General features: G+C 70.8%; 24 protein-coding genes. 7 read left to right on the top strand and 17 right to left on the bottom strand.

Translation table 11 applies throughout. The features are described from left to right. Positions 1–23: 23 nt before the first annotated feature. Both ACFVDP_RS34290 and ACFVDP_RS34295 read left to right on the top strand, forming a co-directional pair. Positions 24–644, top strand: coding sequence for a DUF47 domain-containing protein (locus ACFVDP_RS34290; protein ID WP_376260722.1), 621 nt, complete (start codon positions 24–26; stop codon positions 642–644). A 9-nt stretch (positions 645–653) separates the two neighbouring features. Next, the gene (locus tag ACFVDP_RS34295) at positions 654–1652 is read left to right on the top strand and encodes an anion permease (RefSeq protein ID WP_383498312.1); all 999 of its coding nucleotides are present in this window, start codon (positions 654–656) and stop codon (positions 1650–1652) included. A gap of 204 nt (positions 1653–1856) precedes the next feature. Here the strand turns inward: ACFVDP_RS34295 and pstB are convergent, their stop codons facing one another. The 13 genes from pstB to mshD all read right to left on the bottom strand — a co-directional run bounded on the left by pstB (position 1857) and on the right by mshD (position 15786). Continuing rightward, positions 1857–2633: a phosphate ABC transporter ATP-binding protein PstB gene (pstB, locus tag ACFVDP_RS34300; RefSeq protein WP_383498314.1), complete on the bottom strand. Its 777-nt coding sequence runs from the start codon at positions 2631–2633 to the stop codon at positions 1857–1859. A gap of 47 nt (positions 2634–2680) precedes the next feature. After that, positions 2681–3751, bottom strand: coding sequence for a phosphate ABC transporter permease PstA (gene pstA / locus ACFVDP_RS34305; protein ID WP_383498316.1), 1071 nt, complete (start codon positions 3749–3751; stop codon positions 2681–2683). Beyond that, the gene (gene pstC / locus ACFVDP_RS34310) at positions 3748–4755 is read right to left on the bottom strand and encodes a phosphate ABC transporter permease subunit PstC (protein ID WP_383498318.1); all 1008 of its coding nucleotides are present in this window, start codon (positions 4753–4755) and stop codon (positions 3748–3750) included. Before pstC ends, pstA begins: the two co-directional genes overlap by 4 nt. A 119-nt stretch (positions 4756–4874) precedes the next feature. Then, a complete protein-coding gene (pstS, locus tag ACFVDP_RS34315) occupies positions 4875–6011 on the bottom strand; it encodes a phosphate ABC transporter substrate-binding protein PstS (protein WP_383498320.1) in 1137 nt (378 codons plus the stop codon). Between the two features lie 227 nt (positions 6012–6238). After that, positions 6239–6679: an NUDIX hydrolase gene (locus ACFVDP_RS34320; protein ID WP_383498322.1), complete on the bottom strand. Its 441-nt coding sequence runs from the start codon at positions 6677–6679 to the stop codon at positions 6239–6241. Further along, entirely contained in the window at positions 6676–7719 is a 1044-nt protein-coding gene (locus ACFVDP_RS34325; protein ID WP_383498324.1) for a CHAD domain-containing protein, read from the bottom strand. The genes ACFVDP_RS34320 and ACFVDP_RS34325 overlap by 4 nt, the downstream gene beginning before the upstream one ends. Next, complete coding sequence (locus ACFVDP_RS34330) at positions 7700–10162, bottom strand: RNA degradosome polyphosphate kinase (protein WP_383498326.1); 2463 nt, start codon at positions 10160–10162, stop codon at positions 7700–7702. The genes ACFVDP_RS34325 and ACFVDP_RS34330 overlap by 20 nt, the downstream gene beginning before the upstream one ends. Before the next feature lie 268 nt (positions 10163–10430). Then, positions 10431–11399, bottom strand: a complete 969-nt coding sequence (locus ACFVDP_RS34335) for a hypothetical protein (RefSeq protein WP_383498328.1) — start codon at positions 11397–11399, stop codon at positions 10431–10433. Positions 11400–11469: 70 nt separating this feature from the next. After that, entirely contained in the window at positions 11470–12414 is a 945-nt protein-coding gene (locus tag ACFVDP_RS34340) for a hypothetical protein (protein WP_383498330.1), read from the bottom strand. Further along, on the bottom strand, positions 12411–13421 hold the full coding sequence (locus tag ACFVDP_RS34345) for a hypothetical protein (protein WP_383498332.1): 1011 nt from the start codon (positions 13419–13421) through the stop codon (positions 12411–12413). Before ACFVDP_RS34345 ends, ACFVDP_RS34340 begins: the two co-directional genes overlap by 4 nt. Continuing rightward, positions 13418–14314 carry an ABC transporter ATP-binding protein gene (locus ACFVDP_RS34350; RefSeq protein WP_383498334.1) on the bottom strand — a complete coding sequence of 299 codons (897 nt, stop codon included), beginning with the start codon at positions 14312–14314 and terminating at the stop codon, positions 13418–13420. The genes ACFVDP_RS34345 and ACFVDP_RS34350 overlap by 4 nt, the downstream gene beginning before the upstream one ends. After that, the gene (locus tag ACFVDP_RS34355) at positions 14311–14706 is read right to left on the bottom strand and encodes a GntR family transcriptional regulator (RefSeq protein ID WP_383498522.1); all 396 of its coding nucleotides are present in this window, start codon (positions 14704–14706) and stop codon (positions 14311–14313) included. The genes ACFVDP_RS34350 and ACFVDP_RS34355 overlap by 4 nt, the downstream gene beginning before the upstream one ends. Before the next feature lie 147 nt (positions 14707–14853). Beyond that, entirely contained in the window at positions 14854–15786 is a 933-nt protein-coding gene (mshD, locus tag ACFVDP_RS34360) for a mycothiol synthase (protein WP_383498336.1), read from the bottom strand. A gap of 137 nt (positions 15787–15923) precedes the next feature. Between mshD and ACFVDP_RS34365 the strand changes: the two genes are divergently transcribed. The 5 genes from ACFVDP_RS34365 to ACFVDP_RS34385 all read left to right on the top strand — a co-directional run bounded on the left by ACFVDP_RS34365 (position 15924) and on the right by ACFVDP_RS34385 (position 22701). Continuing rightward, positions 15924–17756 (top strand): bifunctional metallophosphatase/5'-nucleotidase, encoded by a 1833-nt coding sequence (locus ACFVDP_RS34365; protein WP_383498338.1) that lies wholly within the window; start codon positions 15924–15926, stop codon positions 17754–17756. A gap of 136 nt (positions 17757–17892) precedes the next feature. After that, entirely contained in the window at positions 17893–20418 is a 2526-nt protein-coding gene (locus tag ACFVDP_RS34370; RefSeq protein WP_383498340.1) for a hypothetical protein, read from the top strand. 91 nt (positions 20419–20509) lie between these two features. Further along, positions 20510–21793: a DUF2993 domain-containing protein gene (locus tag ACFVDP_RS34375; protein WP_383498342.1), complete on the top strand. Its 1284-nt coding sequence runs from the start codon at positions 20510–20512 to the stop codon at positions 21791–21793. Positions 21794–21868: 75 nt separating this feature from the next. Beyond that, entirely contained in the window at positions 21869–22453 is a 585-nt protein-coding gene (locus ACFVDP_RS34380; protein ID WP_383498344.1) for an ArsR/SmtB family transcription factor, read from the top strand. 50 nt (positions 22454–22503) lie between these two features. Continuing rightward, positions 22504–22701: a hypothetical protein gene (locus ACFVDP_RS34385; RefSeq protein WP_383498346.1), complete on the top strand. Its 198-nt coding sequence runs from the start codon at positions 22504–22506 to the stop codon at positions 22699–22701. Positions 22702–22704: 3 nt separating this feature from the next. Here ACFVDP_RS34385 and ACFVDP_RS34390 read toward each other — a convergent pair whose 3' ends face one another. The 4 genes from ACFVDP_RS34390 to ACFVDP_RS34405 are packed head-to-tail and all read right to left on the bottom strand — an operon-like array spanning position 22705 to position 26294. After that, positions 22705–24135 carry a sensor histidine kinase gene (locus tag ACFVDP_RS34390; protein WP_383498348.1) on the bottom strand — a complete coding sequence of 477 codons (1431 nt, stop codon included), beginning with the start codon at positions 24133–24135 and terminating at the stop codon, positions 22705–22707. Beyond that, positions 24132–24872 carry a response regulator transcription factor gene (locus ACFVDP_RS34395; RefSeq protein ID WP_383498350.1) on the bottom strand — a complete coding sequence of 247 codons (741 nt, stop codon included), beginning with the start codon at positions 24870–24872 and terminating at the stop codon, positions 24132–24134. Before ACFVDP_RS34395 ends, ACFVDP_RS34390 begins: the two co-directional genes overlap by 4 nt. Positions 24873–24920: 48 nt before the next feature. Next, positions 24921–25094 carry a hypothetical protein gene (locus tag ACFVDP_RS34400; protein WP_383498352.1) on the bottom strand — a complete coding sequence of 58 codons (174 nt, stop codon included), beginning with the start codon at positions 25092–25094 and terminating at the stop codon, positions 24921–24923. Positions 25095–25133: 39 nt separating this feature from the next. Next, on the bottom strand, positions 25134–26294 hold the full coding sequence (locus ACFVDP_RS34405) for a S1C family serine protease (protein WP_383498354.1): 1161 nt from the start codon (positions 26292–26294) through the stop codon (positions 25134–25136). Positions 26295–26532 lie beyond the last annotated feature (238 nt).

A 26532-nucleotide genomic window follows, 5' to 3' on the forward strand; every position in this document is an offset into this window, starting at 1 on the left:
CCAGAGCACCCCGAGGACCCCACGTGCGCTTTCGTCTGACCCCCAGGGAGACGAGCTTCTACGACATGTTCGCCGCATCCGCGGACAACATCGTCACGGGCTCGAAGCTCCTGATGGAACTGCTCGGCGCGGACTCCTCCGCCCGGGCCGAGATCGCGGAGCGGATGCGGGCAGCCGAACACGCCGGTGACGACGCCACCCACGCGATCTTCCACCAACTCAACTCCTCGTTCATCACGCCCTTCGACCGCGAGGACATCTACAACCTCGCGTCGTCCCTCGACGACATCATGGACTTCATGGAGGAGGCCGTCGACCTGGTCGTTCTCTACCAGGTCGAGGAGCTGCCCAAGGGCGTCGAGCAGCAGATCGAGGTCCTGGCCCGGGCGGCCGAGCTGACCGCCGAGGCCATGCCGAATCTGCGCACGATGGACAACCTCACCGAGTACTGGATCGAGGTCAACCGTCTGGAGAACCAGGCCGACCAGATCCACCGCAAGCTGCTGGCCCAGCTCTTCAACGGCAAGTACGACGCCATCGAGGTGCTCAAGCTGAAGCAGATCGTGGATGTGCTGGAGGAAGCCGCCGACGCGTTCGAGCACGTCGCTAACACGGTGGAGACCATCGCCGTGAAGGAGTCCTGAGGCCGGCTCATGGACACCTTCACCCTGATCGTGACGATCGCCGTCGCGCTCGGATTCACGTACACGAATGGCTTCCACGACTCTGCGAACGCCATCGCCACATCCGTATCCACCCGTGCGCTGACGCCTCGTGCGGCACTCGCCATGGCCGCGGTGATGAACCTCGCCGGTGCGTTCCTCGGCAGCGGAGTCGCCAAGACGGTGAGTGAGGGGATCATCGCGACCCCCGAGGGGCAGAAGGGGATGGGAATCCTCTTCGCGGCTCTCGCGGGCGCGATCGTCTGGAACCTCATCACCTGGTACTTCGGGCTTCCCTCGTCGTCCTCCCACGCCCTGTTCGGCGGCATGGTCGGCGCCGCGCTCGCGGGTGGCACGACCGTGTACTGGTCCGGGGTGCTCGACAAGATCGTCATCCCGATGTTCACCTCGCCGGTGATCGGTCTCGTCGTCGGTTACCTGGTGATGACCCTCATCATGTGGCTCTTCCGGCGCTCCAACCCGCACAAGGCCAAGCGCGGCTTCCGTATCGCGCAGACCGTCTCGGCGGCCGGCATGGCGCTCGGGCACGGTCTCCAGGACGCGCAGAAGACCATGGGCATCGTCGTCATGGCGCTGGTCATCGGTGGTCACGAGACGTTCGAGGACCCGATTCCGGTCTGGGTCAAGATCGTGTGTGCCGTGATGCTGTCGCTCGGCACGTACGCGGGTGGCTGGCGCATCATGCGGACGCTCGGCCGGAAGATCATCGAGCTGGACCCGCCGCAGGGTTTCGCCGCCGAGACGACCGGTGCCTCGATCATGTTCGGCTCGGCGTTCCTGTTCCACGCGCCGATCTCCACGACGCATGTCATCACCTCGGCGATCATGGGTGTGGGGGCCACGAAGCGGGTGAACGCTGTCCGCTGGGGGGTCGCCAAGAACATCGTCATCGGGTGGTTCATCACGATGCCGGCCGCGGCGCTGGTCGCTGCCGCGAGCTACGGGATCGTCTGGTTGGCGTTCGGGTAATCGCTGCCCAGGGCGTCGCCCACGAAAAGCCGCAGTCGCGTCTGCTCGGTGCATGAGCAGACGCGACTGCGGCTTTTCTGTGGTTGCTCGCGCCGTTCCCCGCGCCCCCAAGATCGAAGACCCGCCCCCCTTTCGGGGGCGGGTCTTCTCTCTTTCCTCGTGGCGGCACCGCCATGCAGCGCCACGAGGGGATCGGGGAGCGGTTCAGCCGAAGCGGCCCGAGATGTAGTCCTCGGTGGCCTGGACCGACGGGTTGGAGAAGATGCGCTCCGTCTCGTCGATCTCTATGAGGCGGCCGGGCTGGCCGACCGCCGCGAGGTTGAAGAACGCGGTGCGGTCCGAGACGCGGGCCGCCTGCTGCATGTTGTGCGTCACGATGACGATCGTGAAGCGCTCCTTCAGCTCGCCGATCAGGTCCTCGATGGCGAGGGTGGAGATCGGGTCGAGGGCCGAGCAGGGCTCGTCCATGAGCAGGACCTGGGGCTCGACCGCGATGGCGCGGGCGATGCACAGGCGCTGCTGCTGGCCGCCGGAGAGGCCCGAGCCCGGCTTGTTCAGGCGGTCCTTGACCTCGTTCCAGAGGTTGGCGCCCTTGAGCGACTTCTCGACGACGTCGGCGAGCTCCGACTTCTTGTACGTGCCGTTGAGCTTCAGGCCCGCCGCCACGTTGTCGAAGATCGACATGGTGGGGAAGGGGTTGGGGCGCTGGAAGACCATGCCGACCGTGCGGCGCACGGCGACCGGGTCGACCGCGGAGGCGTACAGGTCCTCGTCGTCGAGCAGGACCTTGCCCTCGACGCGGCCGCCGGGGGTGACCTCGTGCATCCGGTTGAGGGTGCGCAGGAACGTCGACTTGCCGCAGCCGGAGGGGCCGATGAAGGCCGTCACCGAGCGGGGCTCGACGGTCATGGAGATGTCTTCGATCGCCTTGTGGGATCCGTAGTAGGCGGTGAGACCGCTTACGTCGATTCGCTTGGCCATGAGAGTTACTTCGCTTCCGAGAGTTCGAGTCGCTGAATACAGCCGCGTCAGCGGCCCGTCTTCGGGGCCTTCCAGCGGGCGATGCCGCGGGCCACGAGGTTGAGGATCATGATGAAGGCGATCAGCACCAGGGCCGCGGCCCAGGCGCGGTCGTACGCCGCCTGGCTGCCGCCGCTCTTGGCGTACTGGTCGTAGATGTAGAGCGGCAGGGACGCCTGCGGACCGTCGAAGGGGTTCGCGTTGATCAGCGGGTTGCCGAAGACCAGGAGGAGGACCGGGGCCGTCTCGCCCGCGATACGGGCGACCGCCAGCATGACGCCGGTGGTGATGCCGCCGATCGACGTCGGCAGGACGACCTTCAGGATCGTGCGCCACTTCGGCACGCCGAGGGCGAGGGAGGCCTCGCGCAGCTCGTTCGGGACGAGCTTGAGCATCTCCTCGGTGGAGCGGACCACGACCGGGATCATCAGGATGGACAGGGCCATCGAGCCGGCGAAGCCGGAGTAGCCGAAGCCCAGGATGAGGATCCAGAAGGACAGGATGAACAGGCCCGCCACGATGGAGGGGATGCCCGTCATGACGTCGACGAAGAACGTGACGGCCTTCGCGAGCTTGCCGCGCCCGTACTCCACCAGGTAGATCGCCGTCAGCAGGCCGATCGGGACCGAGATCAGGGTGGCGAGGCCGACCTGCTCCAGGGTGCCGAGGAGGGCGTGGTAGATGCCGCCGCCGGGCTGGTAGCTGGTGACGAAGCCCATCGAGTGGGTCAGGAAGTACGGGTCGAGGACCTTCACGCCGCGCTTCACCGTCTCGTAGACGAGGGAGGCGAGCGGGATCACGGCCAGGACGAAGGAGACCCAGACGATGCTGGTCGCGACCCGGTCCTTGGCCTGGCGCCGGCCCTCGACCTTCGTGGCGATCCCGTAGGTGCCGAGGACGAAGACCAGGGCGGCGAGCAGGCCCCACTGGACGTGGCTGGACAGTCCGGCGACGAGTCCGATGAGGCAGCCGACGGCGACCGAGCCGACGGCCATCACCCAGGGGAACCACTTGGGCAGCCGGGCGGCGCTGAGCGAGCCGGGGCCGGGGCGCTTCGCGAGAGGGGTGGTGGTGCTCATGCGTTGGCCCCCGAGTACTCCTTGCGGCGGGCGATGATCATGCGGGCCGCGCCGTTCACGATCAGCGTGATGACGAAGAGGACGAGACCGGAGGCGATCAGGGCGTCGCGGCCCTGGTCGTTGGCCTCGGCGAACTTCGCGGCGATGTTCTGCGCGAAGGTGCCGCCGCCCGGGTCGAGCAGGCTGGCGTGGATCAGGAAGTCGGGGGAGAGGACCGTGGCGACGGCCATCGTCTCGCCGAGCGCGCGGCCGAGGCCGAGCATCGAGGCCGAGATCACGCCGGAGCGGCCGAAGGGGATCACCGACATGCGGATGACCTCCCAGCGGGTGGCGCCGAGCGCGAGGGCCGCCTCCTGGTGCATCAGGGGGGCCTGCTTGAAGACCTCGCGGGAGACGTTCGTGATGATCGGCAGGATCATGATCGCGAGCAGGATGCCGACGGTGAGCAGGGTGCGCGGTGCGCCGCCCTCCCAGGCGAAGATGCCGGTCCAGCCGAAGTAGTCGTCGAGCCAGCCGAACAGGCCCTCCAGGTGCGGTACCAGGAAGAGGGCGCCCCACAGGCCGTAGACGATCGAGGGCACGGCGGCCAGCAGGTCGATCACGTAGGCGATGAGGCCGCTCAGCTTCTTCGGCGCGTAGTGCGTCAGGAAGAGCGCGATGCCGACGGCGACCGGGACCGCGATCAGCATGGCGACGACCGAGGTGACGACGGTGCCGAAGGCCAGCACGGCTATGCCGAAGACGGGCGGCTCGGCCGTCGCGTTCCACTCGAACGTGGTGAGGAAGTTGCCCTCGTTGTCCGGGAGGACGAGCGCGGCACGGTAGGTCAGGAAGATCGCGATCGCGGCCATGACCACCAGGAGCAGGATGCCCGCGCCGCGGGAGAGGCCGAGGAAGATCCGGTCTCCGGGGCGGGTGGCGCCGCGGGCGGCGCGCTTGGCCTGGCTGGGGGTGGGGCGATCTGCGGGCGCCGGGGGCGCCGGTGATTGCGTGGTGATGTCCATGGGTTCTCCGGTCTGCGAAGTCCCGCACCCGATGAGGGAGTGACGGAGCTTCTGGCGGCGGTGCACCGGACGGTGCGGGCCGGCCCGGGCTCAGGGAGCCGGGCGGCCCGCACGCGGGGTCAGCTGATGCTCGCGACGGTCTCGCGGACCTTCGCGTTGATCTCGGCCGGGATCGGGGCGTAGCCCAGGTCCGACAGGGCGCCCTGGCCCTGCTCGCTGGCCATGTAGGTCAGGAAGGACTTGGTGGCGGCCAGGGTGTCGGCCTTGTTGCCCTTGTCGCAGACGATCTCGTAGGTGACGAGGGTGATCGGGTAGGCGTTGTCGGCCTTGGTGGCGTAGTTCAGCTCCAGGGCGAGGTCCTTGCCCGTGCCCACGACCTTGGCGTCGGCGATCGCCTTGGAGGCGTTCTCCGTGGTGGCCTTGACCGGGGCGGAGGCGCCGGTGTCGATGTCGACCGTCTTCACGCCGTCCTTGGCGTAGGAGAGCTCGACGTAGGTGATCGAACCGGAGGTCTGCTTGACCTGCTGGGCGAGGCCGGAGGAGCCCTGCGCGGACTGGCCGCCCTTGGCCTGCCAGGCCTTGCCGCCCTCGTACTTCCAGTCGCTCGCGGCCGTGGCCTTGAGGTACTTGGTGAAGTTGTCCGTGGTGCCCGACTCGTCGGAGCGGTGGAACGCCTGGATCTTGGTGGAGGGGAGCTTGGCGTCGGGGTTCAGCTTCTTGATCGCCGCGTCGTTCCACTTGGTGATCTTCGAGTCGAAGATCTTGGCCAGCGTCGGGCCGTCCAGGACGAGGTTGTCCACGCCGTCCAGGTTGTACGCGACCGCGATCGGGCCGCCGACCATCGGCAGGTCGATGCCCTGGCCGCCGGAGCAGACCTTCTTCGAGGCGGTGACCTCTTCGGGCTTGAGCGCCGAGTCGGAACCGGCGAAGGCGACCTGGCCCTGGTTGAAGGCGGTCACACCGGCGCCGGAGCCCTCGGGCTTGTAGTTGATCTGCACGCCGGAGCAGGCCTGGGAGAAGGTCTGGCGCCAGGCGTCGATCGCGTTGGCCTGAGCCGACGAGCCGTTGCCGAGGAGCTGGCCCTTGGCGTCCTTGCACTCGATGTTCTTGGCGCTGCCGGACGTGGCGGCGCTGCTGCTGCCGCTGCCACCGCTGTTCGTGTCGTCGGAGCCGCACGCCGTGAGGGCCAGGGCGCCGGAGACGGCGAGAGCGCCGAGGGAGAGGGCGCGGAGCCGGTTCTTGCGCTGAAGCTTCACCTTCGGATGTTCCTTCCAGGAGCCGCCGGCCGTGTGTCGGATCTGCGGCGGCGTGCGAAAGCTGCGGATTTTTCAGTCGAGCGGTGAGGTGTTTCCCGTCGCCGGGGCGCACCGCGTAAGGCTGAAATTAGGCAGATCAGGTGAAGTGACCGATGGCCATGAGTGAACGGCGGGTGAACCTAAGCAGGCGGTGTGGTTAGGTCACGGAGCGGTTACGCGCTACTCCGTTACGTCATGTGAAGAGCGTCCAGGAGGGCGTCGACCAGTTTGCGGTCCCGGGGCTGGGTGAGGCGGTTGCGGGCGGCCGTGGGCGGGAGCCAGAGGATGCGGTCGACCTCGCGGTTCGGCAGGAAGGTGCCGGAGACGGCCTCCGCGGCCCAGTAGCTGACCTTCTTGGGGCGGCCGCCCGTCACGTAGCGCACCGTGGGCAGGGCGGCGCCGGGGGCGCAGTCGTGGCCGGTTTCCTCACGGACCTCGCGCAGCGCGCCCGTCAGGGGGCTCTCGCCGCGCTTCAGCTTGCCCTTGGGGTGCGACCAGTCCCCGTACTTCGGCCGGTGGACGAGACAGATCTCCAGGCCGTCGTCGAGCAGGGAGCGGCGCCACAGGACGCAGCCCGCGGCCAGCACGGTGTTGTCGTCGTCGGGCAGGGTCAGGTCGGGCACGGTCATGGGGTTCCCACCGTTTCTCGCTGCCACGCTTTTCCGAACGCGTTCCTGGCGGCCTCCACCTGGTGGCGCTGGTCGGCGTGGAGCACGCCGAGGGCGTAGGCCGTCGCGGGGGCGATGCGCGGGGTGCGCGCCGCGTGCGCCGCCGCGGCCGCGGCCTCCGCGGCGTCGCGGTGCGTGTCCAGGGCGTGCGCCGCCGCGGTCAGCCGAACGGGTGCCCGGTCCGCGCCGGGCAGTACCTCCTGGGCGTAACGGTGCAGGCGCAGCAGAAGGCGTACGTGGTGCCAGGGCGCGTCCGAGTCGGGGTTGTACGGGGTGGGGAGCCGGCCGCCCGTGTGGTGCAGGGCGGTGACCGCCTCGGCGAGGCGGGACTCGGCCTCCCCGGCGAGCTTGGGCAGCGCGATGCCGGTGGCGGCCAGCGGCACCTCGCTGGCCAGCACGGCGACCCGGTCCGCCACCGCGTGGAAGCGGGGGCTGCCCAGGGACTGCAGGGCGGCGCTGTGGGCGCGTGTTCTGGCGAGGGTGAGCTGGCGGTCGAGCAGGGCCGCCGCCTTGGCCGCGCCGAGGGCGAGCGTGGTGGCGGATGCCGGGGCGGAGGCGGCGGCCGCCTGCTGGGGCAGGGGAGCGCCGGCCGGGCCGGACACCGCCGACGTCAGCCGGTGCAGGGCCTCGGTCAGCCGGATCAGCCGGTCCGCGCAGGCGTGCTCCTGCGCCAGCGTGCCGGACAGCCACGCCAGCTCGGGGCGCAGCTCGTCCGACCACTCCGGGTCGAGGAGTGGGCGGAAGGTGTGCAGGGTGCCGCTGATCCGGCGGGCGGCGCGGCGCAGGGTGCGGGCCGCGTCCGCCGCGGTGCCGACCGCCGCGCCGCTCTCGCCGTGCCGGCGCAGCGAGCGCAGGAACTCGGTCGCCTGCTCCTTGAGGTACGACCCGAGGACGTCGCCGTCCTCCGGGCCGGTCGCTGCTCCGCCGCGCGGGCCATGGGCCGGTCCGGGGTGCGGGCCGGTTCCCCACGGCTCGCCGGACTCAAGGTGTCGCTGTGCCACGCCGGCGCCTCCGGGCGTCTATGAGCATCTCCTGTACGTTCCGCAGGGGGCGTCCGGCCGGGTCCGACGGGTCGGTCGCGTGCCGGGTCCAGTTGCCGTCCGGGCCCAGGTGCCAGGAGGCGGTGGAGTCGGACATCCCCGTTTCGAGCAGCCGGTTGAGGGCGGCGCGGTGGGCCGGGTCCTCGACGCGGACCAGGGCCTCGATGCGGCGGTCGAGGTTGCGGTGCATCATGTCGGCGCTGCCTATCCACACCTCGGGCTCGCCCGCGTTGCCGAAGGCGAAGACCCGGGAGTGCTCCAGGAAGCGGCCGAGTACCGAGCGGACCCGGATGTTCTCCGACAGGCCCGTGACGCCGGGGCGCACGGCACAGATGCCGCGGACCCACACGTCGACCGGGACGCCGGCCTGCGACGCCCGGTACAGGGCGTCGATGATCGCTTCGTCGACCATCGAGTTGACCTTGATGCGGACGTACGCCGGGCGGCCCGCACGGTGGTGCTGGACCTCCTTCTCGATCCGCGTGATCAGCCCCGTGCGCAGGGACTTGGGGGCGACGAGGAGGCGGCGGTAGGTCTCGCGGCGCGAGTAGCCGGAGAGCCGGTTGAAGAGGTCGGAGAGGTCGGCCCCGACCTCCTGGTTCGCGGTGAGCAGGCCCAGGTCCTCGTAGAGGCGGGCCGTCTTGGGGTGGTAGTTGCCGGTGCCGACGTGGCTGTAGCGGACGAGCGACTCGCCCTCCTGGCGGACCACGAGCGAGAGCTTGCAGTGCGTCTTGAGGCCGACCAGGCCGTAGACGACATGGCAGCCGGCCTCCTCCAGCTTCCGCGCCCACTTGATGTTGGCCTGCTCGTCGAAGCGCGCCTTGATCTCGACCAGGACGAGGACCTGCTTGCCCGCCTCCGCGGCCTCTATCAGCGCGTCGACGATCGGGGAGTCGCCCGAGGTCCGGTACAGCGTCTGCTTGATGGCCAGCACGTCCGGGTCGGCGGCGGCCTGTTCCAGGAACGCCTGGACGGAGGTGGAGAACGAGTCGTACGGGTGGTGGAGCAGCACGTCGTGACTGCGCAGGGCCGCGAAGATGTCGGGCGCCGACGCCGACTCCACCTCGGCGAGGTCGCGGTGGGTGCCCGCGACGAACTTCGGGTACTTCAGCTCGGGGCGGTCGATGCCCGCGATGGAGAACAGGCCGGTGAGGTCGAGCGGGCCGGGCAGCGGATAGACCTCCGCCTCGCTGACCTTCAGCTCGCGCACCAGGAGGCTGAGCACCTCCGCGTCGATCGTCTCCTCGACCTCCAGGCGCACCGGCGGGCCGAAGCGGCGCCGCATGAGCTCCTTCTCCAGGGCCTTCAGGAGGTTCTCGGCGTCGTCCTCCTCGACCTCCAGGTCCTCGTTCCGCGTGACGCGGAACATGTGGTGCTCCTCGATCGTCATGCCGGGGAACAGCTCGCCCAGGTGCTTGGGCGCGGAGATCACGTCCTCGATGGGGACGTAGCGCTGCGGGGACGCCTCCAGGAAGCGGGCGAGCAGCGGCGGGACCTTCACGCGGGCGAAGTGGCGGTGGCCGGAGACCGGGTTGCTGACCACGACCGCGAGGTTCAGGGACAGGCCCGAGATGTACGGGAAGGGGTGCGCCGGGTCCACCGCGAGGGGGGTGAGCACCGGGAAGATCTGCTGCATGAACAGCGTGTAGAGCCGGGACTGCTCCTTGTCGGTCAGCTCGTTCCACCGCACGACGTGGATGCCCTCGTCGGCCAGGGCCGGGGCGATCTCGTCCTGGTAGCAGGCGGCGTGCCGGGCCATGAGCTCGCGGGAGCGGTTCCAGATCAGTTCGAGCACTTCACGGGGCTGGAGCCCGGAGGCCGAACGGGTGGCGACGCCGGTCGCGATGCGGCGCTTGAGGCCCGCCACGCGGACCATGAAGAACTCGTCCAGGTTCGAGGCGAAGATCGCCAGGAAGTTCGCCCGCTCCAGGAGGGGCGTGCTCGGGTCCTCGCCCAGCTCCAGGACCCGCTCGTTGAACGCCAGCCAGCTGCGCTCCCGGTCCAGGAAACGGCCGTGGGGCAGCTCCGCGCCGTCCTGGGACGCGTAGCCGTCCTCGTAGTCGTCCGGGTCCGCGTCGATGTCCGCGACGATCCCGGCGAGCTTCGCGGCCGACCGTTCGTAGTCGCCGCTCGCCACCGGGTGCGGGCGGTGCGCTGCTAGGGAGCCCACGGAGGGCTGCGGGTGCGACGCCGAGGGGGCCGATGAGGGCTCGGACTCGGCTGCGGACTGGTCCTGGGCGGCGTTCGGCTGGCTCATGGGCCCATTCTTCCGCGCGGAGACGGTCTCGGGCGCGCCGGGAAGGTCGCTGAGCGCGGGGGCCAGGCGGAGCCTGCCCGGGGTGGGCGCTTGCGGGGTGGGGGGTTCCGGCGGGGTCGAGGGGGAGTCGGGCGCGGGGGGCTGCATTCCGTGAGGGTCGCAACCGCGTCTGAATCACTGGTTACGGCGATATGACGTGCGGGATATGGGCGGGCGGCTCCCCGGCGTCTACGGGGGGCCGGGGTTTGGTGGGGCGGGGTTTTTGGCGCGGGGCGGTGATCGCCGGGTTGTCGTTCGGCTGCGGCTCGGTGGGGCTTCTCGCGCAGTTCCCCGCGCCCCTGAAGGCATGCGCTGCGCGCAGCCTTCCCCCGGAGGCTGCGGCTGCGCCGCGCCTCTTCAGTCCCCAGGCCCTCGGCTACCGGGTGCGGCGGCGGAGGATCGTGAAGGCTGCTGCCGCGGCCAGGGCGGTCAGCGTCAGGGTCAGTGCTGATTCCGTCAGCTGGAGGGGCCAGTAGTGGGACGGCGGGTGGTAGATCACCGAGAAGTCCTGGAAGTTGTGGGCGCAGCGCGCGAGCTGCGCTCTGCCCTCCTCGCCGACGCACGCCAGGTTGTTGGTGACGTGCTCGCCCGCCGCGGTGACCGTGTCCCGGCGGAGCACCTGGGAATCGGCGGGCGGGGTCGGTGGTACCGGGCCGTGGGCGGTCACGGTGGGCCACAGGCTGACCCGGTAGCGCGCGCTCAGGTATCCGGTCACCACGAGCGCGGCCACCCCGGCGACCCCACCGGCCAGCGCCTTGCGGAGGAGGACTCCGCCGAGCGCGCCGACGGCGAGGCCCAGCAGGAGGCGGGCGAGCGCCAGTGGACCCGTACCGAGGAACAGGTACTCGTCGTACCAGGAGACGTCCGGATCCGGTCCGCTCGTCCACACCAGATGGTGCAGGGCGACCAGCGGAACCATCCCGGCGAGGAACCAGGCCGCCGGCACGGCGAGCGTCGTCGCCAGCCAGCGGGCCGGGGTCACGGACTGCACCCAGGTCAACTGCGCCGTCCCGCGCTCCAGTTCGCGCCCCACACAGACGGCCCCCATGAAGAGCGCCGCTATGTACGGGGTCAGGTAGATGAACGCGCCCACCATGCTGCGGAGTTGTTCGTACCGGAACGACGGGCCGCCGATGAAGTCGCATTCCGGCGCGCAGTGGGCCAGCTGTCGTGCGGCGGCGTCCGCTCCCGGGCCGTACAGCCACAGCAGCAGCGCGACCGTGGCCAGGACCGTCGCGAGCCACACCCACAGGGCGATCCGGTGCAGCCGGAGCGCCGCCCACACGGTGCCGGTCGGACGCAGGGCGCGCAGGCCGCGCGCGGGTGCCGGAAGCGTCTGGGTCATGAGCCGGGTCTCTTTCCGCTGGTCCGCCGTGCGCGGAGCGACGAGGTGGGCCGTGCGTGGGACGCGGAACTCATGCGGCGACGCTCCTTCGCAGGATGCGGTAGGCGATGAACACGATCACGGCGGTCAGGGCCAGCAGCAGGCCCGTCTCCACCAGTTGGAGCGGCCAGAAGTGGGACGGCGGGTGGCCCTCGCGGTAGTAGCCGGTGAGGTGGTGCTCGGCGACGCAGGCGCTCTTCCCCACGCACATCGGGTCCGCGATGTGCGCGCCGGAGGCGGTGACCGCGCCCTCGCTCGTGATCTCACCGGTGAACCTGAGGTAGTTCTGCGCGACCGTGCCGACACGGATCTCGGTGGGCCACAGGTGCGGGCGCAGCAGCCCGGCGGCCGCGGTCAGCGCCGCGGTGAGCGCCAGGCCGAATCCGGCGCCCCTCAGCGACCGCCGGTGGACGAGCGCCATCAGCGCGCCGCAGGCGAGGCCGAGCAGCGGCAGGGCGACCGCGGTGGGGCCCAGGACCTCGAAGCTGCCGGCGTACCACTGGCTCTGGGAGAGGCCGGGCGCCGCCGCGGCGACCTGGCGGCGCAGCACCACCAGCAGCGCGGTGCCGGTGACCAGGGCCAGGGCGGGCAGCGCCAGCTTCGTGGTCAGCCAGCGGGCCGGCGACACGGCCTGGGTCCACGCCAACTGGGCCGTCCCCTTCTCCAACTCGCTGCCGAGCAGGGCGCCTCCCGCGAACACGGCGACGGCCAGGGGGAGCAGGGAGAGGAAGGTGTCCGCGAACGACACCGCGTAGTGGAACGAGTCCGCGGTCGATCCCTTCGCGGTGCACGTGTTCGCCACTCCCGGGTCGCAGTCGCCGACGATGCCGAGGTCCGAGACGCCCGGGCCCCAGGCCCACAGCAGCACGCCCGCGAGGAGGACGACGTACGCGGTCCACAGCCACAGGGTGCCCCGGTGCAGCCGCAGCACGGTCCAGGTCAGCCCCGACCGGGGCGAGAGGGAGAGGGTGCTCACGCGGTGGCCTCCTTCTGGAGCTGCTGGGGCTTCTTGGGCTGGTAGTAGCGGCGCAGGACCAGGAAGGAGGCGACGACGGCGACGGCGGTGAGGGCGAGCAGGATGCCCGTCTCGGTGAGCTGGCGCGGCCAGTAGTCCGGCGAGGGCAGGTAGTGCCGGTCGAAGCCGGTGACGTGGTGCGCGGCGAGGCACTTCAGGTCCTCGTAGCACCCGGGGTCGGAGATCTCCGCGCCCGTGGAGGTGATCGCCTTGCTGTGGACGGGGATCTCCGGCTGCTGGTAAGTCCCCTGGAAAGGCCAGGAGTTGGAGCGCAGTGCGCCCGCCAGATAGGTGCCGATCCCGGCGACGGCGACCGCGGGCAGGGTGCGGCGGATCACGAGCGCCGCGAGGACGCCGAGGGCCAGGCCGAACAGTACGTTCGCGACCGTCGCCGGGCCGATGTTGAAGTAGAAGGAGCGCGGGCCGATCCCGGCGAGCAGCAGGTGGTTGTGGGCCCGCCACACCGCCACGTACAGGGCGACGATCAGGCCGGTGCCGACGGTGACGGCGATCGCGGGCAGTGCCAGCTTGGCGGTGAGCCAGCGGGCCGGGGACACCGACTGGGTCCAGGCCAGCCGGGCGGTGCCCAGCTCCAGCTCACGTGCGATCAGCGGGCCCGCCGCGAAGACGGCGACGACGACCGCCGCGATCCGGGCGAGCGTGGCCGGGTGGTAGAAGAGGGTGTCGAAGGAGGTGCCGACGGTCGTCAGGGAGACGGACCTGCCCTTCCAGGCGATCTCCTGCGCCCCCGCGTACCCGAACTTGTCGAATGCCTTCTGTGCCGTGGAGGCGCCGGGGCCCCACAGCCACAGCAGCAGGCCGGCGCTGACGGCGACATAGCCGGCCCAGACCCACAGGGCGGTGCGGTGCAGCCGCAGCACGGTCCACACCAGGCCGTCGCTGCCGGGCAGGGTGCGCCGGACCGAGGGGGTCTCCGAGTCGGCGCGCTTCTCCAGTGTGGTGCTCATGCGGTCACCGCCGTGCGGTCCGTGGCGGCCGCGGTGCTCGGGGTGAGCAGGGCCGGGGCGTCGGGGGAGCGCAGGTGGGCGAGGAGCAGCTCCTCCAGGGAGGGCTCCTGCACCTGCCAGCCGTCGCCGACGGGTCCGTCTCTGCGGATCAGGGCGGTGACGCCGCGGCCCGAGGCGCGGGACTCGATGACCGTGTGCCCGGACAGGTCGCCGCGGCCGGTGACCAGGCTGTGCGCGCCGAGCAGGTCGTCGATGCCGCCGCCGAGCCGGATCCGGCCGCTGCCGAGGAGCAGCAGATGGTCGCAGGCGTCGGCCAGCTCGGACACGATGTGAGACGACATCAGCACGGTCGTGCCGTGCTCGGCGGCGTCCGCCATCAGGGTGCCCATCAGCTCGTGCCGGGCCAGCGGGTCGAGGTCGGCCATCGGCTCGTCGAGGAGCATCAGCTCCGGGCGCTTGCCGAGGGCGAGGGCGAGCGCGACGCGGGTGCGCTGGCCGCCGGAGAGCGAGCGGATCTTCGCCTTCGGGTCGAGCGAGCCGGCCTCGACGATCTGTGTCGCGTAGGCCGCGTCCCACCGCTCCTGGTTCAGCTCGGCGCCCATGCGCAGCGTGTCCTTGATGGACAGCTGCGGGTGCAGCGGCTTGTCCTGGGAGAGGTAGGAGACCTTGGCGCGCGTCTCGCCGGGGGCGGCGCCGAGCACGCGCAGCTCTCCGGCGCTCTGCCGCAGCAGTCCGGCGGCGATGGAGAGCAGGGTCGACTTGCCCGCGCCGTTCGGCCCGACGAGGGCGCTGATCCGGCCGACGGGCAGCCGGAAGGAGCAGTCGTCGAGGGCCGCGGCGCTCTGTCGGCCATAGCGCTTGCCGAGGCCCGTCGCTTCGATCGCCGTACTCATGAATTCCCCTTGGTGGTGGTGCTGAAGTGTGCTTCCAGTGCGACGGTGAACAGGGCCGCGACGTCTTCGCGGTCCAGTCCCGCCTCCCTCGCCCGTCTCGTCCAGTCCTCCAGCTCGCTGCGCAGCGGTGAGTCGCCCGGGCTGGAGCCCAGGGACTTGCGCACGAACGTGCCGAGCCCCCGGCGGGCCTCCACGAGGCCCTCGCGCTCCAGCTCGCGGTACGCCTTGAGCACCGTGTTCGGATTGATGGCCGTCGCCTCGACGACCTCGCGGGCCGTGGGCAGCTTGTCGCCGGGCTCGAGCATGCCGAGCCGCAGCGCCTGCTCCGTCTGGTGGACGATCTGCAGGTAGGTGGCGACGCCGCTGTGGCGGTCGATGCGGAACTCGATCACCGGCTCGACCGGCTCGGCCGGTTTGACTGGCTTGGCCACTGGCGTACCCCCCTTTCACTAATCAAGTAGTGAAAGGGTGATGCAAGAGAGGGGGCGGCGTCAAGTGACGCCGCCCCCTCTCCCGGGAACCGCAGTGAAACCGGGGTGTTATGACTCGGTTCGATACATCAGGTCCGTTTCGTACGTGGTGAAGCCGAGCCGCTCGTACACGCTCACCGCCGCCTTGTTGTCCGCGTCGACGTAGAGCATCGCCGTCGGCAGACCGGCCGCCGCGAGGTGGCGCAGCCCCGTCGCGGTGAGCGCCTTGCCGAGGCCGCCGCCCTGGCCCTCGGGGGCGACGCCGACCACGTACACCTCGCCGAGCCGCTCCTCCGCGTGCACCTTCGTCCAGTGGAAGCCGACCAGCTCGTCGCCCTTGAACGCGAGGAAGAAGCCGCGCGGGTCGAACCACGGCTCGCCCTTGCGGTCGTCCAGGTCGCGCTGGGTCAGGGAGCCCTGCTCGGGGTGGTGGGCGAACGCCGCCGCGTTCACCGCCAGCCATGCCGTGTCGTCCTGGCCGGGGACGAAGGTGCGGATCCTGATGCCCGCCGGGAGCTTCGGCTCGGGCAGCTCCGGCTCGGTCAACGGCCGCCGCATCTGGCGCAGTTCACGGAACAGCGTCAGACCGAGCACCTGCGCCAGATGGCGCGCCGCGCTGTGCCCGCCGTGCGCCCACACCCGTAGCCGCTTGCCCGACGCCGCGAGCAGCGCCGCGCCGAGCGCCCGTCCGTGCCCGTGCCCGCGGTGCGCCGGGTGCACCACCAGCTCGGCGGCCGGGGCCTCCACCGGGTCGGTGTCCTCCAGCTGCGCGTAGCCGACCAGGTCCCCGTCGACGTCGAGCAGCAGATGTGTGACGCCGTCGCGCTCGCCCCGCAGATGGAGCCGCCCCTGCTCCGAAACGGCCTGCTGGCCGTCGGCGTGGGCCGCGTCGGAGAGCAGGGACAGCACGGCGGCGGACTGCTCGGCGGAGAGGGTGGTCAGGGTGTCGATACGGCGGCCCGAGAGGGCTGGATCGGGGATGTTCGCGGGGTCCGTGGTCATGGCTACGAGGGTACGGCGGGGGCCGTGCGGGGAGTCGGCAACCAGCTCGTAACCTGCAATCCCCTGTTGTGCTACGCGCGTTGACCCTAGGCTGCCCGGCAGTCACAGTCTTCGTACAGCATCCGAGGGGATCCTCCATGCCCACCAGGACGAACCGGCGCCTGAGAACCGCGCTCGGCGCCGTCGCCACCCTCGCCACCGCGGGTGCGCTGATGGCCGCCCTGCCCGCGAGCGCGGCCCATGACAGGGGTCACGGCAACGGTCATGGCCACGGTCAGGACAGCGGCCGCTACCAGGACGTACAGCTGCTGTCGTTCAACGACTTCCACGGCAACCTGGAGCCGCCGGCCGGTTCGTCGGGCCAGGTCACCGAGAAGCAGGCCGACGGCACGACGAAGCAGGTCGACGCGGGCGGTGTGGAGTACCTGGCCACCTCCCTGCGCACCGCCCGCAAGGGCCACCCCTACAGCGTGACGGCCGCCGCGGGCGACCTGATCGGCGCCAGCCCGCTGCTGTCCGGCCTCTTCCACGACGAGCCCACCGTCGAGGCCATGAACAAGCTCGACCTGGACGTCACCTCCGTCGGCAACCACGAGTTCGACGAGGGCGCCACCGAGCTCGCGCGGATGCAGAACGGCGGCTGCAACCCCACCGACGGCTGCTACGAGGCCGGCAAGAAGTTCAAGGGCGCCGACTACCCCTACCTCGCCGCGAACGTGACGGACGAGAAGACCGGCAAGCCGATCCTGAAGCCGTACTACGTGTGGAAGCACAAGGGCGTGAAGGTCGGCTTCATCGGCGTCACCCTCGAAGGCACCCCGAACATCGTCTCCGCGTCGGGCGTCAAGGGCCTGAAGTTCCACGACGAGATCGAGACGGTCAACAAGTACGCGAAGATCCTCGACAAGCAGGGCGTGAAGTCGATCGTCGCCCTGATCCACGAGGGCGGCGCCCCTGCCTCGTCCGCGTACAACTACGACTGCGACTCGCCGGGCGCGGGCGACGGCGTCTCGGGCCCGATCGTGGACATCGCCAAGGGCATCACGCCGAAGGTCGACGCCCTGGTCACCGGCCACACGCACAACGCGTACGTGTGCACGATCCCGGACCCGGCCGGCAATCCGCGCATGGTCACCTCCGCGTCCTCGTACGGGAAGCTCTACACGGACACCACGCTGACCTACGACCGCCGGACCAAGGACGTCGTCCGTACGGCGGTGAAGACCGGGAAGTCGGTGAAGTCCGCGAACCACGTCGTGTCCCGCACGCAGGACAAGGCCGCCGACATGACGGCCCTGATCGGCAGGTGGAACAAGCTGGCCGCGCCGGTCGCGAACCAGGCCGTCGGCTACATCTCCGCCGACATCCAGGGCCGCGGCGCCGGTACGCCGGAGGAGCCGCTCGGTGACCTCATCGCCGACGCGCAGCTCGCGCACGCCAAGTCGCTGGACCCGAAGGCGAGCCTGGCCCTGATGAACCCGGGCGGGGTGCGCTCCGACCTCGTCCACAAGGCGAGCGGCGCCGAGGGCGACGGGGTCGTCACGTACGGCGAGGCGTTCACCGTGCAGCCCTTCAGCAACACCGTCAATCTGGTGGACCTGACCGGCGCGCAGGTCGTTCAGGCGCTCCAGCAGCAGGTCAGCGGGTCGAACGAGGCCTCGCCGAAGATCCTCCAGCCGTCCGCCGGGCTCACGTACACGCTCGACATGACGAAGTCCGGCGCGGCCCGTGTCGTCACCGACTCGATCCGGCTGAACGGCGCCGCCATCGACCCTGCCGCCACCTACCGTGTCGCGATGAACTCCTTCCTCGCGGGCGGCGGCGACGGCTTCGCGGCCCTCGGGGCCGGGACGAATCCGCTGGTCGGCGCGGACGACCTGAAGGCGTTCAACGACTACCTGACGGCCAACTCGTCCGCGGCGAACCCGATCGCGCCGCCGAAGGCGGACCGGATCACCATCGTCAAGTGACCGTCCTGAAGTGACTGTCCTGAAGTGACTGTCTTCAGGTGACTACCTCGCCGGGCACGCCCGGCGAGGTAGTCGGACATAAGGCTCTAATCGGATAAGTTCGGGCAAAGGTCTGTCCGTGCTATCCGGGAGTCTGATGATGCGTCACCGTCCATGGGGGGCGCGGCTGCGGGGCCTCGGTGCCGCGGCCGCGCTCACGCTGAGCGCGGTCCTCGCCGGGCCCGGCCAGGTGGCGGCCGACGTGCCGACGCCCGCCGCCGGGGAGTCCGTCGTCACCGTGAAGACGGGCGGCGACCGGGACGGCGACGCGAGCGTGGCGCCGCTCGCCGGGGTCCGGCTCGCCCTGTACGCGAGCGCGACCGCCACCGACCCGCTGACCGACACCTGGGCGCAGTGCACCTCCGACGCGGCCGGCGACTGCAGCTTCACCGTCCCGGACACGGGCAGCGGCGGGGCCAACGCGGGGCAGCGGTTCTTCGTGCGGCAGGTCGACGACGGCGTACCGGCCGGCTGGTACACGAATCCGACGCTGCGGACGGGCCCGGGCAGCGGCTCGGGATCGGTGGAGTCGACGTACCAGTTCGAGACCCCGGCGCTGGCCGACGGGCAGACCTACTCCTCCACCAGTGACTTCATGGCCAGCAAGAACTGGTCGGCCACCCCCTACGTCGCCTCCGGCGGCATCTGGCAGCAGTCGCGGACGAACCCGGAGATGCCGGAGTCCTGCGGGCTCGACGTCGCCGTGGTGCTCGACCTCTCGGCGTCGGTGGGCAGCGCGCTGCCGCAGCTCAAGGCGGCCACCGACAGGCTGGCGAACGCGCTCACCGGGACGCCGTCGCGGATGGCGCTGTTCTCCTTCGACCGCAACTCGCCGAGCACCGGGACCAGCAACCACCCCGACCTGATGTCGGTGTCGACGCCGGCCGGGGCGTCCGCGTTCAAGGCGCAGTACGCCGACTGGCAGCTGGGCGCGGGTACCAACTGGGATCAGGGTCTGCACGCGGTGGCCACGGCGCAGCCGGTCTACGACATGGTCGTCGTGCTCACCGACGGCAACCCGACGCGCTTCAGCAAGCCCTACACGGGCGACGGCGGCAACACCCACTTCGCGGACGTGGAGGGCGGCATCTTCGCCGCCAACGCGGTCAAGGCGAAGGGCGAGCGGGTCGTGGCCGTCGGCATCGGCAAGGGCGTCGAGGGCGTCTCGGGCCTCAACCTCCGGGCCATCTCCGGCGAGGAGCCCTACGACGGCTCGAACCCGAAGACGGCCGACTACTACCAGACCACCGACTTCGCGGCGGCGGGTGAGGCCCTGCACGAGCTGGCCACCACCCACTGCGTGGGCAGCCTGTCCGTGATCAAGCAGCTGGTGCCCGCGGGGAACACCGGCGAGGACGTGAGCGGCGCCCAACCGGCCGGTGCGGGCTGGCAGTTCACGGCGTCGACGACGACCCCGGGCATCGGCGGCCTGCCGGACACCCAGACCACCAGGATGGGGAGGATGACGTCGGGCGGCACCGGCGGTGTCGTCTTCCAGCCGACGTATCCGTCGGGGACCGGGAGCGCGGCCGTCACCGTCGCCGAGACCCAGCATCCCGGGCACACCCTGGTCACCCAGGGCGGCAAGAACGCGGTGTGCACGAACCTCGACGACGGCGCGGACGTGCCCGTCACCAACACCGGTACGGCCGCCGAGCCCGCGTTCACCGTGAACGTGCCGAGCCTCCAGGGCATCAGCTGCGTGGTCTACAACAGGCCGCCGCGGAAGGCCGACGTCGAGGTCCACAAGACGTGGCTGGTGGACGGCACCCGCTACCCGCACGCCGACCGGCCGGACGGTCTCGACGCCGCCCTCACGCTGAGCGGCCCCACGGGCACCGGCACCACCGCCCAGGACTGGGACACCGTCCGCGAGGGCTACACCGTCGGCGACAGCACGACCGTCGCGGAGACCCCGACGGTGCCCGACTCCTGCCGGCTGGACAGCAGCAGGGTCGTGGACGCCAACGGCACGGCCGTCGACGCTGCGGTGCCCTACCGGGCCGAACTCACCGCGGAGCACAACGAGTACACCGTCGAGAACAAGGTCACCTGCAAGGCCCGGCTGACCCTGGTGAAGAAGGTCGTGAACGAGCACGGAGGCACCGCCTCCCCGGGCGACTGGACGCTCACCGCCGACGGGCCGAGCGACCTCTCCGGTGTCACCGGCGCGGACGCGGTGACGGCCGCCGAGGTGGACGCCGGGACCTACGAGCTGTCCGAGTCGGATGGGCCGGAGGCATATGACGCGGGGGACTGGGCATGCGAGTCAGCCGGGGGCGCCGCGGTGCCGGTGACGGACGCCGAGGTGGCGGTGGCGCCCGGCGCCGCCGTGACCTGCACGGTGACGAACACCGACCGGGCGGCGTCACCGTCGCCCACGCCGACCTCGACGCCGACCCCGACGCCGACCTCGACTCCGACGGTGAGCCCGACGCCGACTCCGACGGTGACGCCGCCGGGCACGCCGGGGCCGACGTTCCCGCCGGGTGACAAGGATCACGGCGGCGAACTCGCCGACACGGGTTCCGGTTTCGGGCTCACCGGGTGGTCGGCAGTGGCTGCGGCCCTGCTGGTGGCGGCGGGCACGGTGCTGGTGGCACGGCGGCAGCGACGCCGCTGACGCCACTGACGCCGTCCTGAAGTGGCGCGTTACGGTGCCTGCTGTGTGCACGGCTTGCGAACGGGGTCGGTACGTATGGTGAAATCAGCTGATGCGTACCCCCCACCGCATATCCAACGACCGTATTCCGTTTGATGGTTGGCAGGAGGAATCGGTTCCCCCGGAAGGGGCCGGCCCGACCGGCCCCGCCGGCCGGTACGCCAGCCCGTACGACGAACTGGCCGATCTCGACGACGGCCGGCGCGGCGACAACCCGCTCGACGACGTCCTCCACGAGGAGCCCGCGTACCGGGACGACGAGGAGTGGTCGCCGCCCGACCACCGCAGCCGCGGCAGGCGCCGCTTCGGCAGCCTCTCCCTCGCGGTCAAGGGCGTCGTCGCGGTCCTCGTCCTCACCGCGTTCCTCGCCCTCGCCGACCGCTGGGCCGTCCTGTACGCGGAACATCGCGCCGCCCAACAGCTCAAGAAGGAGCTGAAGCTGACGGCCGCGCCCGAGGTCGAGATCGAGGGCTTCCCCTTCCTCACCCAGCTCGCCGACCGCCGGGTGCACGAGCTGAAGGTGACCGTCCCCGACGTCGCCGCCGACCGCATCACCCTCGCCAAGGTCCAGGCGACCGCGCAGAACGTACGCATCGAGGGCGACGGCCTCACCGACATCAGCGGCGCGACCGTGGACCGGATGCGGGGCGAGGTGCTGCTGAGCTTCGCCGACCTGAACCGTGAACTGGGCGCCTCGCAGGTCACCTTCACCGGGCACGGCCACAACCGGGTGCTCGCGCGCGGCACGTTGCCCGTCGCCGGGCACGACCTGAAGGTGCGCGCCGACGCCACGATCCAGCGGCTCGGCGCCTCCGGCATCTCCACCGACATCGACAACATGAGCCTGGCGGTCGGCGATCTCGCCACGTACCGGCCCGGCACCGGCGCCGACCAGGGCCTGCACCTGACGCCGAAGTCCGTCGACCGGCTCACCGCCGAGACCGACAAGGCGCGCAGGCTGCTGTCCATCCCGGCGATCGTGCACCGCGTCGGCGTCCCCGCGAGTGCCGTGCGGCAGGCCGAGCGCAGCGACGCCAAGCTCAGCGAGCTGACCGGCTCCCCGCGCTTCGTGAAGAAGGTGATGGGGATGAACCTCATCGACATCGCCGCCGACAACCCCTGGCTGCTCCAGAAGCTCGGCATCGACCCGAACCTCCTCGACGGCCTCACCAAGCTCACCCGCCCCGAACTCGCCGACCGTCTCTCGCTCGCCTTCCAGCTGCCCAAGCTGCCGGGCGACCACGGTTACGTACGGCTGCGGGACGTGAAGGTCGAGAAGGGCGGGATCCGGGTGGATCTGTCGGGGGCGGGGCTTTCGGTGGGCGGTTCCGGCTGAGCCCGTCCGTCCGGTGGGGAGCTAGTTGCAAAGAAACCCTTGCAAGGGTTTCTTTGCATAGCTATCTTTGTACGCATGGAAGAGCCCACCCCTCCCAAGGTCCGCGATCTCGACGCCCGCTCGCTGCGCGGGCTCGCGCATCCGCTGCGCATGCGGCTGCTCGACGCCCTGCGCTTCGACGGGCCGGCCACCGCGTCCCAGCTCGCCGAGAAGCTCGATGAGTCCAGCGGCGCCACCAGCTATCACCTGCGCCAGCTCGCCGCGCACGGCTTCGTCGAGGACGATCCGGAGCGCGGCAAGGGGCGCGAGCGGTGGTGGAGGGCGGTCTACCGGGGCCTTTCCGTGGACAGCGCACTGCTCCATGACGAGGACCCGGAGGTGCGCGGCGCCGCCGACTTCTACATGCACGAGGTCGCCACGTCGCAGATGCGCAACATGTCGACCTGGCTCGGCAATCGCGGCAGCTGGGCCCCCGAGTGGTCACAGGTCGCGGACATGAGCAGCGACACTCTGCGGCTCACACCGGAGCTCGCCGAGGAACTGATCGAGAAGATGCACGCCCTGGTCGCCGAGTACCGCGATCTGGCCGTCACCCGGAACGACCCGCGGGCCGAGCGGGTGCGGGTCCATACGCACGCGTTCCCGATCAGCAGCGACTGACCGACGCCTGCCGTCCCACCTGCCGACCGAAACGTACCGAAAGGCTTCTCATGCACCCCGAGATTCATCTCGCCCTGCACGACAGCCGCGCCGCCGAACTGCGCGCCGAGGCCGACGCCGACCGGCTGGCCGCCACCGCCCGGGACCCGCACCCGGCGGCCCTGCGCTCCCGTCTCGGCTGGGCGCTGGTCGACCTCGGCCTGCGGTTGGCCGCCGCGCCGAAGGGGGCCGCGGCCGCCGCCGCGTAGCAGCTAGGACAGCAATTCGGCGGGCTGGTCCGGCGGCGGGGTCGGGGCCCCGGGCAGCCGCATCGTCGCCACCGTGCCGCCGCCGTCCGCCGCGGCTAGCGCGACCTCGCCGCCGTAGCTCTCCACGGTGCGGGCCACGATCGACAGGCCGAGCCCCGACCCCGGCAGCGCGCGGGCCGTCGGGGAGCGCCAGAACCGGTCGAAGACGTGCGGGAGTTCGTCGGCCGGGATGCCGGGGCCGTGGTCGCGGACCGTCAGCGCGCCGCGCATCAGGTGGACCTCGATGGTGCCGCCGGGCGGGCTGAACTTCACCGCGTTGTCCAGCAGGTTGATGATCGCGCGCTCCAGTGCGGCCGGCTCCGCCCGGACGTACCAGGGGGCCAGCTCGGAGACGATCTTCAGCTCCGGGCCGCGGAGTCGGGCGCGCTCCAGGGCCGAGCGGGCCGTCTCGTGGAAGGAGACGACCTTCAGCGGGCCCTCGGTGCCGCTCAGTCCGGACCGGGACAGTTCTTGCAGATCTCCGATGAGCGCGGCCAGTTCGGTCATCTGCGCCTTGACCGAGGCCATCAGCGCCTTGCGGTCGTCCGGGGGGATGGCGCGGCCGGTCGCCTCGCTGCGGGTGAGCAGTTCGATGTTGGTCCGCATCGAGGTCAGGGGCGTGCGCAGTTCGTGGCCCGCGTCGGCGATGAGCTGCTGTTGCAGCTCGCGCGAGGAGGCCAGGGACGCCGTCATCGAGTTGAAGGAGGCCGACAGCCGGGCGATCTCGTCGTCGCCCTCCACCGGGATACGGACCGTCAGGTCTTCGGTGGCGGCTACGTGTTCGACCGTCTCGGTGAGCTTGTCCACGGGGCGCAGACCGGTCCGGGCGATCCAGAGGCCGGCCGCGGTGGCGCCGACCACACCGATGCCGCCGACTGCGAGGAGGACCCAGGCGAGGGTGGTGAGGGGTTGGGAGATCTCGTCCACGGGGCTGGCGATGGAGACGGCGAGGTTCGCGACCCGGGAGTGTTCGATCTCCACGGGAACGGTCAGCACACGCATGGAGGTGCCGTCCTCGGCCTCGGTCGTGTGCAGGGCGTCGTCTGCGCTGCCGTTGGCCACTGCCACGTCGGAGGGCTGGGCGGGGATGGACGACTTGCCGCGCCAGGTGCAGACGGTGCCGTCCGAAGAGACCCGCTGGATCGTCGGACCCGGGACGTCCTGCTGCTGGTTGATGCCGCCGCAGGCGAGAACGGCCGTGACCTGACGGCCCTGGCTCAGCGAGCCGACCTGGTTGTGCAGTTCTTGGTCCATCTGCGCGTACAACTGGTTGCGGGTGATGAACCAGCACGTCACCGCCACCGCCGCCACGGCAACCGCGACGGCCACCGACACCAGCAGCGCGAGCCGGGACCTGAGCGGCAGCGTGCGGAGCCGTCGGACCAGAGTGTTCACTCAGCGCTCCCCGAGCGCAGCACATACCCCACCCCGCGCACGGTGTGGACGAGCCGGGGCTCGCCGCCCGCCTCGGTCTTGCGGCGCAGATACATTACGTACACGTCCAGGGAGTTGGAGGACGGCTCGAAGTCGAAGCCCCAGACCGCCTTGAGGATCTGCTCCCGGGTGAGGACCTGGCGCGGGTGGGCCAGGAACATCTCCAGGAGGGTGAACTCGGTGCGGGTCAGTTCCACGGTGCGCTCGCCGCGGGTGACCTCACGGGTCGCCAGATCCATCCGCAGATCGGCGAAGGACAGCACGTCGGAGTCGTCGGGGCCGGCCCCGCCCGCCGCGGACGCGTACGAGCTGCGGCGCAGCAGGGCGCGTACCCGGGCGAAGAGTTCGTCGAGTTCGAAGGGCTTGACCAGGTAGTCGTCGGCGCCCGCGTCGAGACCGGTGACCCGGTCGCCGACCGTGTCGCGGGCGGTGAGCATCAGGATCGGGGTCGTGGATCCGGTGGCGCGCAGCCGGCGGGCGGCGGTCAGGCCGTCCATGCGCGGCATCTGGATGTCCAGGACCAGCAGGTCGGGGCGGTAGACGGCCGCCTTCTCCAGCGCGTCCGCGCCGTCGACGGCGACCTCGGTGCCGTAGCCCTCGAAGGCGAGGGAGCGCTGCAGGGCCTCGCGGACCGCGGGCTCGTCGTCCACGATGAGGATGCGGTGCCGGTCTTCGCGGTCGCCTTCGGCGGGGCTCATGGTGGGGCTTCCTTCACGACGAGGGTGAGTGAGTACTGCGACGGATTATCAGCCTCGCACGGCCGCGAGGCGCCCGCGTGCCGCGCGGCGCGGTGCCGCCGGGGGTACCAGCTCGGGGGCCCGGGTGAGCGGCGGGAAGAGCGTCGAGGCGACGGCGAGGGCGAGCCGGGTGTCGGCGGGGTCCGTGGTGGACCCCGGGTGACGGTGCACGGTGCTGATCATGAGGGTTCTCCCTGTTCGTCGTTGCTCGAAACGGTCGGGTCAGCTGTCGGAGCCCCCGGCGCGCAGCGAGTCGAGGTCGGCCTTGACGGTGTTGATCGGGATGGCGAAGCCGAGGCCGACGCTGCCCGCGCTCGACGACGACGAGGACGAGTCCGAACTGGCCGAGTACATCGCGGAGTTGATGCCGATGATGTTGCCGTTCATGTCGATCAGGGCGCCGCCGGAGTTGCCGGGGTTGAGGGACGCGTCGGTCTGGAGGGCCTTGTACGTGGTCGTGGACGAGCCGGTGTCGCCGTTGAACTCCTGGCCGCCGAACTCGAAGGGCCACTGACCGCTGCCGCCGCCCTGCTGTTGCTGCTGCTCCTGCTGGCCCTCGTCCGTGGAGACGGTGACGTCGCGGTCGAGCGCGGAGACGATGCCGCTGGTCACGGTGCCGGTCAGGCCCTCGGGGGAGCCGATGGCGACGACGTCGTCGCCGACGCCGACGTTGTCGGAGTTGCCGAGCGTCGCGGCCTTCAGGCCCGAGGCGTTCTTGAGCTTGATCAGCGCCAGGTCCTTCTTGGCGTCCGTGCCGACGACCTCGGCGGTGTACGACTTGCCGTCGCTCGTCTGCACCTTCACGGAGGTGGCGCCGGAGATGACGTGGTTGTTGGTGAGGATCTCGCCGTCGCTGGTGAGGATCACGCCGGAACCGGTGGAGGAGCCGCTGCTCAGCGTCGCGTTGATCTCCACGATCGACGGGCTGACCGCCTCCGCGACACCGGCGACGGTGCCCTTCTTGCTGCTGGGCACGACGGTGGTGCTGGTCGAGGAGGACGCCGTGGTGGAGGAGCCGGTCAGCTCCTGGAAGGCGTACGCGGTGCCGCCGCCGACCGCCGCCGCCGCTATGGCCACGGCGGCGAGCAGGCCGACCGGGCCGCGCAGCCGCTTCTTCTTCGCCTGCGGGGGCTCGGCGCCGAACGCGGCGAGCTGGCCGGTCGGCTCGCCGCCGCCACCGTTGCCGCCGTCGCCGGTGCTGCCCGGCCACACCGTGGTGCCCGGGGCGACGCTGACCGGCTCGGCCGGCTGGTAGGCGGGCGGGGGCGGCCACGCGCTGTCCACCGGGGTGGAGTGCGGGGGGTTCTGCTGCGGGCTCTCGGAGTACGGGGACTGCTGCTGGCCCTGGGGGTACTCGCCGTCGCGGCGGAAGCTCTCGGTCATGTCAGTAAGCCTGAGCCGCGTTCATGAGAGCTGGCTGAGTGTGCCCTGAGAGTCCCGGCAGAACCCTGTTTGCCCGAAATAAAGACCGGCCGTCGGCTGTCTGCGGCCCGGTGGCCGCTTCTCGCGCAGTTCCCCGCGCCCCTGGGCGAGCGCAGCTCGCTTCAGGGGGGCGGGGAAATGCGCGAACCGCCCACAAGAGAGCCGCCACCCACGACAAACCCCACGGAGTTCTCCCCTC

This window comes from Streptomyces sp. NPDC057694, from assembly GCF_042799415.1.
In the GTDB taxonomy this organism is placed as follows: domain Bacteria; phylum Actinomycetota; class Actinomycetes; order Streptomycetales; family Streptomycetaceae; genus Streptomyces.